Annotated in this window: 9 protein-coding genes; 6 read left to right on the top strand and 3 right to left on the bottom strand. The window is 61.3% G+C overall.

What is annotated here, in order from left to right; all coding sequences use genetic code 11:
• Positions 1-115: 115 nt before the first annotated feature.
• Positions 116-922 carry a TetR/AcrR family transcriptional regulator gene (locus tag FHX76_RS05825; protein WP_167148811.1) on the bottom strand — a complete coding sequence of 269 codons (807 nt, stop codon included), beginning with the start codon at positions 920-922 and terminating at the stop codon, positions 116-118.
• 581 nt (positions 923-1,503) lie between these two features.
• Here FHX76_RS05825 and FHX76_RS05820 point away from each other — a divergent pair.
• The 3 genes from FHX76_RS05820 to FHX76_RS05810 all read left to right on the top strand — a co-directional run bounded on the left by FHX76_RS05820 (position 1,504) and on the right by FHX76_RS05810 (position 4,407).
• Positions 1,504-2,421 (top strand): AsnC family transcriptional regulator, encoded by a 918-nt coding sequence (locus FHX76_RS05820; protein ID WP_167148809.1) that lies wholly within the window; start codon positions 1,504-1,506, stop codon positions 2,419-2,421.
• Between the two features lie 139 nt (positions 2,422-2,560).
• Complete coding sequence (locus FHX76_RS05815) at positions 2,561-3,595, top strand: ATP-binding cassette domain-containing protein (protein ID WP_167148807.1); 1,035 nt, start codon at positions 2,561-2,563, stop codon at positions 3,593-3,595.
• Positions 3,592-4,407: an ABC transporter permease gene (locus tag FHX76_RS05810; RefSeq protein WP_167148804.1), complete on the top strand. Its 816-nt coding sequence runs from the start codon at positions 3,592-3,594 to the stop codon at positions 4,405-4,407. Before FHX76_RS05815 ends, FHX76_RS05810 begins: the two co-directional genes overlap by 4 nt.
• A gap of 88 nt (positions 4,408-4,495) precedes the next feature.
• Here the strand turns inward: FHX76_RS05810 and FHX76_RS05805 are convergent, their stop codons facing one another.
• Both FHX76_RS05805 and cyoE read right to left on the bottom strand, forming a co-directional pair.
• Positions 4,496-7,834, bottom strand: coding sequence for a BTAD domain-containing putative transcriptional regulator (locus FHX76_RS05805; protein WP_167148802.1), 3,339 nt, complete (start codon positions 7,832-7,834; stop codon positions 4,496-4,498).
• Between the two features lie 532 nt (positions 7,835-8,366).
• Positions 8,367-9,326, bottom strand: a complete 960-nt coding sequence (gene cyoE, locus FHX76_RS05800; RefSeq protein ID WP_167148800.1) for a heme o synthase — start codon at positions 9,324-9,326, stop codon at positions 8,367-8,369.
• A 183-nt stretch (positions 9,327-9,509) separates the two neighbouring features.
• Here cyoE and FHX76_RS05795 point away from each other — a divergent pair, with 183 nt between their 5' ends.
• From FHX76_RS05795 to FHX76_RS05785, 3 genes are read left to right on the top strand one after another with little or no spacing between them, the layout of a single operon-like run.
• A complete protein-coding gene (locus FHX76_RS05795) occupies positions 9,510-10,406 on the top strand; it encodes a permease (RefSeq protein ID WP_167148798.1) in 897 nt (298 codons plus the stop codon).
• Positions 10,399-11,229, top strand: coding sequence for a TIGR03943 family putative permease subunit (locus FHX76_RS05790; protein WP_167148795.1), 831 nt, complete (start codon positions 10,399-10,401; stop codon positions 11,227-11,229). Before FHX76_RS05795 ends, FHX76_RS05790 begins: the two co-directional genes overlap by 8 nt.
• Positions 11,222-12,322 (top strand): hypothetical protein, encoded by a 1,101-nt coding sequence (locus FHX76_RS05785; protein WP_167148793.1) that lies wholly within the window; start codon positions 11,222-11,224, stop codon positions 12,320-12,322. Before FHX76_RS05790 ends, FHX76_RS05785 begins: the two co-directional genes overlap by 8 nt.
• Positions 12,323-12,341 lie beyond the last annotated feature (19 nt).

Below are 12,341 nucleotides of genomic sequence, written 5' to 3'. Positions count from 1 at the left end.
CTTGTGAAGCGTGCGTGCGCAGTTGGGCGATGCGGCACCGGTCTGTCGCAGTACCCAACCTAGATGAGTTCGGTGGAGCGGGGGAGGCCCTTGATTATGAGGCTTGGCCTGGGTATTATTCGGCCGACGCATTGTCGAGCGGTGCCGCTGCGGACGCTGCGGTTGGCTCGTGGTTTGATGCCTCGACGCTGGGCTCTCCCGCCGACAAAGCCGCAAAATGGGAACCGACGACGCTAAGGATCATCTCGAGAATAAACGCGTTCTTCGGCTCGGCGTCGGCCGTCGCGCCGGTGGTTGCGGCGGTGAGGAGTGGGAATCGCTCGCGGGTCACCGCTGGGGCGAGGACGTCGTCACTGTCACGAACCCAGAGCTCAAACTGGTGGCCGCTTTTTTGCTCGCCGAGTTGGCGGAGTGCCTCTCCTTTTGCGGCATTCGAGACAAACTGCATCAGTGTGAGCTGGTCGGCGGCGGCGAGCTGCGAATGCGCGAACATCGCGAGCGATGATTCGAGCCAGCTGAGGTGGTTTGGCGTCAGGAGATTGGTGTCGGACGGGAGGTCGGCAATCCAGATTTCTCGGGTGTAGATGGTGATGAGGTAGTCCCAAACTGCCGTGAACTGCGCCCGCCAGTCAAACGGTTCGCGAAGTGCTGGTGGGGTTTCGCTAAAGGCAGCATCAACCATTGCTGAAACGAGGTCTCCCTTATCGGTGATGTGCCGGTAGAGAGCCATTTTTGAGCAGCCAAGGATGCTTGCGATTTCAGGCATCGAAACGCCGGCAATGCCCTGCGACCTGGCGATTGAGATAGCCGCACTCGTTATTCCCTCAAGCGTGATGCGAGGCCGGGGGCCAGGGCGAACGGGAACGTCTGGTGCCCAAAGCCGGTTGAGGCCGATACCTGGCGTTGCTGTGGTGTCAATCATGGGTGGGGGATCCTCTTGCGCGTACATCGTGCTGTGCGAAAAGTTGCGGACTCGCTTGGCTCTGAGATGCCAGCATATGCTGCGAGATGCAGTTATCCGTGAGTCACGCGGTTCCATACTAGGCCGTGAGCGTACATAACTCCTGTTTGTTTTCAAGGGGGGAGCGAGCCTCGCTGGGTCGTCGAGAAACGAGCAATATGTTCCTCGTCGTATCGGTCCGTTTTGTGGGCTGTGAGCGGCCGCACTCCCGTGTGGTTTTTTGATTTCCTGCGTGGAAATGCCGATCCTGTCGGTTGCGGTATGCGACGAGGATGCGGCCTACGCTACGACCCCGTTTTGCCTTCGGCAAGTGGGTTGACAAGCGTGAGCGGGCCGCCATGACGTTCAACCGTGTGCGATGTGTCGACTGCTCAAGCCGGGCGCTTATTGCCGCAGTTGCGTTAGGAATGCGCACGAATGTGCTGAGTCCGTGCGTAATCGTGACTATCAGGCGGGCAAAAGGCTCGGTTCTGCGTTATTCTTATGCGGTATCAATAACGTCGCTGGGAACTGGCCCACCGGCGCCCCCTACTGAGGACACCGTGACCAAACCAATTGATGAGCAGCTCATTGACCTCCTGCAGACCGACGCGCGAATGTCGCACAGTGAGATGTCGAGAATCCTTGAGCGGCCGAGGGCCGTTATCACGAACAGGCTCGAGGCGCTCTTCGAATCAGGCACGGTCACCGTCATCGCCGGTTGGAACCCAGAATTTCTTGGCATTCGCCAGTTTGCCCACGTCTCCGTTGAGACATCTGTCAGCGACGACGGATTGCGGCAGCGGCTCGCTGGACTCGACTCGACGGTGTTTGCATCCGTCACGAGCGGCAACCACGACATGGTGCTCGACCTGCGGGTAGCCGATCAAAATGAGCTCTATTCTGTCCTCGCAACCATCCGGGAATTTCCGGGTGTTGTCGCCCTCAATACGCAGCTCTACATTGAAGTTATCGGCGAAGCGCTGCTCCCGAGGGGTGCAATGGTGAAGCCCGAACGCGTGGATGACATTGACCGCACGATTGTCCAGCTTCTGCAGGTTGACGGTCGAGCGAGCTACCAAAGCCTTTCCGATGTTGTGCACATTTCGCCAGGTGCCGTCAAGAAACGACTCAACCTCTTGCTCGAGCGAAATCTCGTGAGCATCGGGGCCGTCGTTTCCAACCGCTCGCTCATCGGGAGGGCAGCCGCAGGCATCGGCCTGAACGTCTCAGGCGACGGCGCAAGCACCATTGCTGCGCTGAGTGAGCAGCCAGGGATCGAATTTCTGGCGAGGGTTATCGGGCGGTTTGACGTGCTCCTGACCGTCACCGCCGAAACGGTTGACGCGCTGAGCGCACGGCTTGACACCATCAGGGGGCTCGTCGGGGTCAACAAAATGGAATCCTGGGTGCACCTCCGAACGCTGAAGGAACGCTACCCCGTCTCCTTCGGCGGACCGCGCCCGTTTTCTCAGGGTTAATCGAGCAACCGCTCCGTGGGTTACTCGCGGAAAAGCGGCACGTGTTGGTGCTGCGTAAGCGGTGTAAGCGAAGAGACAGCGCCGTGTAAGTTGCGCGGTGGAGGATTGGGTTCACACATTCCGTAAGAAAGGAATTCCAGTGAACACCAGTTCAGAGTGGGCCGTCGAGGCCCACGGGCTCGTGAAAACGTTCGGTTCAAACCGGGCCGTCGACGGGGTCGACCTCCGAGTCAAGACCGGAACGGTCTATGGCGTGCTTGGCCCAAACGGTGCCGGCAAGACCACAACCATCAGCATGCTTGCAACGCTGCTCAAGCCAGACGCCGGCTCGGCAACAATCTTTGGCCACGACGTGCAGAAAGACGCACAAATTGTGCGGCAACTTATCGGTGTGACGGGGCAGTACGCCTCGGTTGACGAAACCCTCAGCGCAACCGAAAACCTCGTGCTTTTCTCGCGGCTCAACGGTCTCAGTCGCGCCGACGCAAAGCGCAAATCGAACGAGCTGCTCGAAGAATTTGGACTGACCGCCGCCGCGAAGCGCCCACTCAAGAACTTTTCCGGCGGTATGCGCCGCCGACTAGATCTTGCCGCAAGCCTTATTTCGCAGCCACCGCTCATCTTCCTCGACGAGCCAACCACGGGTCTCGACCCACGCACGCGCTCACAGATGTGGGACACCATCCGCCGCCTTGTCTCGACCGGGTCAACCGTGCTGCTCACCACGCAGTACCTCGACGAAGCCGACCAGCTTGCCGACCGGATTGCGGTGATCGATACCGGCAAGGTAGTCGCAGAGGGCACGGCCGACACGCTCAAGGCATCCGTTGGTTCGTCCGCCCTCCAGCTCCGACTCGAAAACAGTGCTGACCTGGCTGCGGCCCAGCGGGCAATCTTCGCGGTGCTTGGAGTCGATGCCGTTATCTCGCCGGAGGCGGGGCGCATCACGGCCCCGATGGACCGCCCTGACCGGGTGACCGACCTGCTCGTGCGGCTGCGTGACGACGGCATCGTACTCTCGGAAATGAGCGTGCAAAAGCCGACCCTTGATGAGGTCTTCCTCGCAATTACCGGGCACGGAACGGGAGAGGATGCCGCTGGCGGCCCCGACTCGAACCCAACCGAATCCTCTGACGCTTCTCGCCAGCCAGAACCAGCAGGGAGCCTCTCATGAGCACCGCAACCATCATCCCCGGCGCCCAGCGCCAACTCAAGAACCGTGTAACGGTTGGTGAAACGATTCGCCAATCATTTTCGATGGCCTACAGGGGCCTGCTGAAGATCAAGCGCACACCAGAACAACTGTTTGACGTCACGCTGCAGCCCATCATTTTTACCCTGATGTTCACCTACATCTTCGGTGGCGCCATCTCTGGAGACGTTGCGAGCTACTTGCCAGTCATCATTCCAGGCATCCTGGTTCAGACCGTCATCACCACCTCGGTTGTGACCGGTACTCAGTTGCGCGAGGACATGGATAAGGGCGTTTTTGATCGGTTCCGTTCGCTACCGATCGCTCGGATTTCGCCGCTTGCCGGTGCGCTGCTCGCCGATACCGTCAGGTACACAATCGCCACGACACTGACGTTTGTGATGGGATTCATCATGGGCTTTCGCCCGGCCGGCGGTATTGGAGCGGTCATCGTGGCCGCGCTGCTCGTAATCGTCTGCGCGTGGGCCATTAGCTGGATCTTCGCATTTTTTGGCGTGATTGCCCGCTCTGCCAGCAGCGTGCAGGGCATCTCGATGATCGTGCTCTTTCCGCTCACGTTTCTTTCGAACGCCTTTGTGCCAGTCGACACGCTGCCAACCTGGCTGCAGGGGTTTGTTAACGTCAACCCGGTCTCGCATCTTGTGACCGCGGTGCGCGAGATTCTGAATAACGGCGCAATTGGTGCCGACCTTGTTTGGTCACTCGTTGGAGCAGCCGTCGTGGTCGCCATCTTCGCGCCGCTCACCGTTCGGGCCTACATGCGCAAGGCCTGAGCCATCGGGATCTCTCGCAGGTCTCCGCATCCCGTCCCGGATCACCGGGGCGGGATGCGTGCTGTTGCTGCCCCTTGCCTGGTCCGCGTTATTTCGTTCGGTGGTTCTTCCACGCAGAGCCGATGAGCAGGTCGGAGATTCGCGTGACTCGGTCGTCCATTGGCAGCGCGGATGCCAGTCGGCGGGCCGATTCCCGCTCATCCAAGGTGCTGTGCTGCGCGGCAAGCTCCCAGAGGCGGGAACGGTTGAGCGTCGGCTGGTCTTGCCGAGAGTTGACAGCCTCGGCAAGGGCCGTGAGTTCAAGCCCGATCATACGAAGGTCAGGGCGAGTGAGGGCGTACGCCGCGATGCCGATGCTGACGGCACCTGCAACCGGCTTATCCGTGTAGAGTGCCCGCCTCCGGTACGAAGCGATGAGCCTGAACCGTAGCCGATCAACCAAGACCGACGTCGCTGGTTCGTATGCCTTGCCAGCATAGACGTGGGCGGCGACGCAGCCGCTGGTTGCGAGCAACGACCACGGCGATGCGCGCTCTGACGGACGGTCGAAGACGCCGACTGCTCGTGCGTACTGGGAAAGGCCGTCGTCTGTTCTTCCCTCGGCGAGCGCAATCTCTGCGAGGCCGGTCCATCCGATGGACTGGAATTCAGTGTTTGGCGCCTGCGGTGAGTCTTGGTCAACAAAGGCCGCATAGATCGTGGCGGCTCGATCGGTGTTACCGATTGCCGCCTCGTTAATAGCGATGAGCCACTCAAGCTGCCGAAGGTCGTCGTTTGCGCCGATATCGATGAGGCCTGCTCGCGCGATTTCTCCCCAACGAACGGCCTCAGCTGGATGCGCCGTCTGGCTGTTGAACTGCGCGAGGGCGAGTGCTGCCGATGACTGGGACCACCGGTCCTGCTCCGCAACCGCCAGCTGATACGCCTCGCTCGTATAGGCGATTGCCGCAGTCAAATCGCCGCCGTTTTCGGCGTTCTGCCCGCTCAGCATGAGCGCCAACCCGGCAACGGAGCGTTCAGGAGCCAGACGAAGCTCGGCGAGCGTCGCGTCGATGCGACTGCTGCTGCCCATCGCTCGCGCAAGGCGGGTCATCGCTAAGACCCGGTGGTCAGTGACGTGTCCTGATGCCGTGAGTAGGAGGAGGCGCTTCCTGATCCTGACGGTGCTCCGCAGGTCGGTGAATGACGAGGCAACGACCGCCATGCCAAGCACAACGCCAGCGGCGTTGGCATGCTGGGGAGGAACGTTGTAGTCCCTGACCGCGGCCTCAACCTCGCCAATAAAACTCCCCATTTCTGAGTAGGCTCCCCGTCGTGCCCAAAAGAGGCTGAGTAACGAGAATACTTCAAGCGTGGTGTCTTGACGCCCGAGTTCGAGCGAGGACCGCAGCGCCGCGACGAGGTTCTCTTGCTCGGCCTCCACAAGCCGAAAGCCGCGCAGCTGCTGGGCGCCCTCGGTCAGGGGTGCGGTTGCCGTGGCATAGTCCCTTGCCCAGTCGAGCATGCGCTGCTGCACCGATCCGGTTTGGCCTGCGGAGGCGAGGGCGCGTGCTCCAAACTCACGGATGGTTTCGAGCATCCGATACCGGACGGTGCCAGTCGATGGTTCCTCGACCACTCGCACAAGCGATTGCTGGACCAGCGCGTCAACTTCGGCCGCTATATCGCCCTGTCCACCAGGCGTTGCGATGGCAACGGCCTCTGCGGCTTCGAGCGTGAAGCCGTCCGCAAAGAGCGACACCCGTGTGAGGAGATCACGCTCGTTGTCGCCGAGCAAATTCCAGCTCCATTCGATGACCGCTTGTAGCGTGCGGTGGCGCAGCGGTGCACTTCGATTGCCGCCAGCGCCAAGCAGGGCAAAGCGGTCGCCGATGCGCTGCTCGATATCGTCAACAGAAAGTGAGCGTACTCTCGCGGCCGCCAATTCGATGGCGAGTGGCAATCCATCGAGGCGATCACACAGGCGCGACACAACATCAATCGGGAGCGCGGCACCGGGCCGGACGGCGCGGGCCCGTTCGCGGAATAGCTCAACGGCGGGTCCCAAGCGGGTGGTCGAAGGAACCGCTGTCCCAGGCTCCCCGGTTGGCACGGTCGAGAGCGTTGCAAGCTCGTACACCGCCTCGCCGGGAATGGCGAGCGGTGACCGGCTTGTCGTGAGCAGGGTCAAATCGGATACGGCACCGAGGAGGTCGTTCGCCCATGCTGCGGCCGAATCGATGACATGCTCGCAGTTGTCAATAACAAGCAGCGTTGGCCGCTCGCTCAAGGCCGCCACGATGCGGCTGCGGAGGTCGAGCCTGGCAATCGCGTCGGCTCGCCGTGATGCGGTACTGGTCTCGTGGATGCCAAGCGCCGTCGCCAGCATGAGGCCAACATCCTCAGGCGAGGAGATGCCCGCGAGCTCCGCGACAGAGACGGCGGGGATCGCGGGGACGCGCGTTGCAGCCTCATGAGCTACGGCGTGGGCGAGACTGGTTTTGCCGAGGCCGCCAGGGCCGAGGATAGTCGTGAGTCGATGTTCGGTCAGGCTCACGAGCACGCGCTCAACATCGAGCGACCTTCCGATGAGCGGTTCTGCGCTGTAGCGGATGCCGCGGGTTATCCCACGTGCTGCCGTTTGGGCTGGGATCGGGTCAGCGACTGCCATTGCGGTCGCGGGAGTTGGGGGAGCGTCATCCCTCATCAACTCGGCGTTGAGCTGCACAAACTCGCTGGTTGGCGAGGCGCCAAGCTGATGGGCAAGTGTTTCTCGGAACTCCGCGAAGGTGAGCAGGGCATCCGTTCGGTGTCCGGCTTTCGCCTGGGCTGCGGCCAGCGCAATGTGATATTGCTCGTTGAGTGGGTTTCGTCGGCTGAGTTCGGTCAGGACGGCGACGGCCTCGTCGAATCGACCGAGACGCACGCATCCAGTTGCCTTTGCCAGCGCAAGCGCCTCCCACAGGTCGCCGGCCTGGCGGCGAAAGCGCTCGGCGAGTTGGCCGTCTCCCAGGTCGGCGGCAGGCTCGCCGTACCACCGCGAGAGTGCGCGCTCGGCTTGGGAGACTGACTGGTCCCAGTTACCCTCGTGAGCGCTTGCCCTGCTCTGCGCGAGCTCGTCCTGCGCGATCGACAGATCGCTTGAGTCGTGCTGCCGATCGCTTCCCAGCCGGTAACCTGCTGTCGTGAGCTGGATGGCGTTGTCTGGAAGTTGCGAGCGGACTCGCGATACGAGCGTCTGCAGGGCTGCCTTCGGGTTGGCAGGAGGGTTTTCGTCCCACAGATCGTCGCTGAGATTCGTCGCGGAGACGGGTGTTTTGCTTGTGCCGAGGGCAACAAGAAGGCGCCGTGACAGCTCGCCAACGAGCGGGCGGCGTATGTCGTCGTGAGTGATGACGGAAACGGGTCCGAGAATGGCGATGCCTGTTGACTTGGGGTGTGTAACCACTCGCTGATTCTACCGGGAGGGCAGCGGTGTCTTCGCAGGGTGGCGGCGCGGTAGCCGAGGAAAGTGCCACGGGCGCGCGCCGGGCTCCGTCATTTGACGGGGCTGCAGTGTGCTGGGCGCCTTCGCATGGGCTCGGACGCCCAGCACGCAGAGCTTCGATGATAGGGATCACCGTCGCTTCACGCTGCCCAAGTTGTAGGGGTCTTGGGCTGCGGAGAACGCCACCGCTAGCTCATGGTGCATTGTGCAGCATCTCTCGATGGAAACGTTAGCAGATTAAGCGTTGACTTGCTCAGTGCTCAGTGCTCAGTGCTCGGTGCCGCGTGGTGGCGGTCGGCTGATTGTCCTGTGGTGGTGAGGCTGCTGCGTGATCCCATCGCGGGCATGGGTGATCGACGTTCCGGCGCGCGCGTTTGCGTGCGCCGGAACGCAAAAAGCGCGAGCACGCCGCGACTTGTGTATGCGTTGCCCTCAATGGAGGTCTGCGTTGCCCGCATATCGCCCTCAGCAGGGCTGCGACGGTTGCGTGGAGTTAGGGGAGTATTGGCCCGATGGAGACCATCAGGCACAGTGCGAGTACCATGACGAGCGAAAAGCGGAACATCTTGCGTGCCCAGTGCTCGTCGGCTTCTTTGCTTGAGGGGCTGAGTCCAACGATGCCAATCGCGATCCAGTAGACGCCAAGTGCTCCCATGACGGCCGTGTAGACCCATCCAACGTAGCCAAACGGCTGGAGGAGTAGGGTGCTTACAACAAACAGGACCGTGTATACAAAGATTTGAATCTTTGTGTGCTGGATGCCGCGAACCACCGAGATGACGGGAACGCCCGCGCGTTCGTATTCGTCGTGACGGTAGATAGAAATCGAGAAGAACTCGGGCATCTGCCAGAAGAACATGGCAAGGAACGCAATGATGGCAGCGGCGTCGATGCTGCCGGTAACACCTACATAGCCGGCGAGGATCGGGGCGGCTCCGGAAATGCTGCCAACAAGTGTGCCGTGAATCGACATGCGCTTCGACAGCATGCCGTAGAGCACAACGTAGGTGATGAATCCGCCAAGACCAACCGCGACGACGAGCCAATTGGTCCAGAGGATGAGCATTGCCATGCCGGTGACGCCAAGGATGATCGAGAAGATTGTTGCGTTTCGGGCGCCGATGCGGCCGGTAACGGTTGCCCGTTTTTTGGTGCGCTCCATCTCTTGGTCAATATCGCGGTCGAGCACGTTGTTGAGTACGGTTGCCGATGCGATGACCAGCGTTGTGCCGATGACGAGGATGAGGAAGAGGAGCGTGTCGACCGAACCTCGGCTTGCGAGGAGGAATCCTGCCGCCGCGGTGAGTACGTTGCCGTAGAGAACGCCTGGCTTGGTCAGTGAGTAATATCGAGTGATTTTGTCGCGAAGGGATTCGCTGTCGGCCCGTCCTGCAATCGCCCCGTCGGTTCCGTCTCCCTCGGTCGAGACAAAAGAAGATCCGCGAGAGGACATACGAAAAGAACTCCGATCGAGAGTGGGCCAGGTACTAGGATACCCCTGCGCATCGCTCGTGACCAATTGAGCGAGCCGTTGTGCGCCGAGGCTTATTCTATGTGAGAATCATTATCGTTAATGCTGCTGATTCTTGAAGGAACCAATGAATACGTGCCCAACTCGTTCGTCGCGTAGCGCGCGATGAATGTGAGCCCAATCCTCGGCGACCTGCTCACCCTCACCCTGAGCGTGGTCTACGAATCGGTGCCCTTTGTTGTCCTCGGCGTGCTCGTATCGGTTGGCATCCAAAATTGGGTGCCCGACTCGCTTATCCACCGCATCCTGCCAAAGCGACCCGTCCAGCGAAGGGCGGTGCTCTCGCTCGTTGGGATGCTCTTCCCCGTTTGCGAATGTGGCAACGTTCCGCTTGCGAGGGGGCTGATGCTCAAGGGGCTCACGGTGCCGGAATCCGCGACGTTTCTCCTTGCCGCACCCATTCTGAATCCCATCGTCATCGTCACGACGTATCAGGCGTTTGGCTGGGACGGGGGAATCCTCATCGGCCGAATCGTCGGCGGCTTTCTGATCGCAAACCTCATCGGTTGGGTCTTGAGCAAGCATGCCAATCCAGAAACGCTTCTTGTCCCATCGTTCGCTGCGCGCTGCGAGGTAGGAACGCCGCCGCTCATTGGTCGTAACCGCTGGAGGCGCGCAATCTCGCAGTTCACCGCTGAGTGTGGAATCATGCTGCCGGCAGTGATCATCGGCGCAACTATCGCCGGGGCCATTCAGGCATTTGTGCCGCAGCAAGCCCTCGCCGCTGTTGGTGGGCATCCGGTGCTCTCGGTGCTCGTGATGCTCGTGCTCGCTTTCTGTATCGCGGTGTGCTCAAACGTTGATGCCTTTTTTGCACTGTCGTTCGGCTCAACCTTCTTGCCTGGCGGGCTTGCCGTGTTCCTTGTGTTTGGAGCCATGATCGACATCAAGATGCTTGCTCTGCTCAAAACCACGTTTACCGCCAAAGCGCTGCTGCTGATGACTGGGCTTGCCGCGCTTGGGGCGGCATGCGTCGGGCTGGTGATCAACAGTGTTGCCTAAGCGTTCCCGTGCTTCGCGCCCAGTGTGGAAGCCTCGCGAATGGGGGCTGGTTTTGCTGCTCCTCGTGGTGTGCGGAAGCATCGTAACCCTCGCGGGCACCGGGCAGCTGCAACTCTATATCCACCCCCGCTACACGGTGTTTGCGTCGGCCATGGCCGGTATCGGGGTTGTGGTCGGGATGCTCGCCGTCATACTGAGATTCGGGAGGAACGCCGCGAGTACGGGCGAGGATGGCCACGAACACGATCACGATCACGAACATCAGACCGATTCCGGCGCACGAACTTGGCTAGCCGCTGCCGGACGCACGATCGGCATCCTGACCTGCGTTGTTGTCGCCGCGGGAATGCTCGTTGTTCCGCCGGCAACGCTCAGCACCCGAACGACAGTCGACGGCCTCGCTGGCGGCGGAAGCGCCACTGGGAAATCGTCCATGGCCGTCGAACCCGGAGCCGTAGCCTCGCTGAACACACACGAGCTCGGGTCGCTCATCCGTCACACGACAGACGTGCGGTCGCTCGTTGGTGAACCGGTTGTGGTGACCGGCTTTGTGACCGCAGACGCCAACGACAACAACATCCTCTTTGTCACTCGCTTTGTGATCGCGTGCTGCGCCGTTGATGCGCAACCGGTTGGGGTGCCGGTCCGTGCGCCGGGCTGGCAGGCTGGCGCCCAGTGGGAACCGCTCGCTGACGGCGATTGGGTGACCGTGCAGGGGACGCTGGTTGCGAACCCGGGCGGCTCAAGCCTCACCGCCCTCGTCGTTTCACCAACAGCGATCGAAATGATCGAAGAGCCTCAGGAGCCCTACGAATATGAGTAGTTTTTCGCGTACGGTCGCGGCCGTTGTTGGTGCGTTGCTGCTGTTGACGATGGTGGCAGGGGCAACCTCGATGTCGCGAGGGCCGCAACAGCAGGGCATTAGCTTCGATTCCGAGGCCCTGACGCAGCTGCAGGGACAGCGCATCCTACTCACCGGCAACCAGGCGCTTTCTGATTCCTCAGCGGAGGGCGTTGTCCTTGATCCTCCAGCTGAGTTTCGTGCGAGCGTCGAGGGCTCAACGTTGGTAATCGAGCTGACCCAGTTGCTTCGGTTCCGGCAGGAGTATCGGATTGTGGCCGCCGGCGTTCGCGGGGTCTCGACTCCAGCAACTGCCGACTGGGCCGCAAGCGTCACGACGGCAGACGGAAATCTGCTGTTCGCCCAGCCGGGCGATGGCGGGATAGACATTCTTCAAACATCCGCTCATGACGTTCGAGCCGAAACCGTTATCCGTTCACTCGTGCCAGACCCCGGCGCTGAGATCACGGCCTTACTCGACCTCGGAACTGCCGCCGCCGCCATCGTCTCGCCGTCACCAGAAGGGGGAAGCGCGTTGATCATCGCACCCCTCGATGGCTCGCCGCCGAACACAGTGCGGCTTCCTGTTCGGGGCTGGGTGTCGGCGTTGGTCTTTGACCCGGTTGAAGCCCGGCTTGAATTTGATGTGACGCCCGTAGCAGCGGATAGCTCTGCTGTCCCCGAGCGATGGGGAATCTCAACGACGAACACGCTCGCGGCCGAGCGAGTCGCGAGTTCAGAGGACGCAGTGCCGGATGCGAAACCCAGAACAACGGAGGCTCCACCCGAAACCCGTGGGCCGGCGGGGACTGCGCTCGAGAGCATTGACAATCGGGTTGTGAACGGGGCTGGGCAGATCGTTTACACGCCCGCGGATGAAGCCCTACGGATAGCCGCCGTCTGTCCATCGGCAAACGGGCAATTTGCGGCCGTCCGACTTGAGCCTCGTGTTCCTGGTGAGCCGAGCGCAGCAGATGCGGCAACGAGCTACGTGGTCATAGCGGCAGATGGGACCTCGGTGCGTTCGATCAGCGCAACAGCCGTGTCGTGGTGCGCAGAGCCGCACCGTGGATGAACCTGGCTAACAACGATGC

Origin of the sequence: Lysinibacter cavernae (genome assembly GCF_011758565.1) — a bacterium.
GTDB lineage: Bacteria > Actinomycetota > Actinomycetes > Actinomycetales > Microbacteriaceae > Lysinibacter > Lysinibacter cavernae.
Note: the sequence above shows the minus strand (reverse complement) of the source record. Positions and strands in the feature narration are given on the sequence as shown.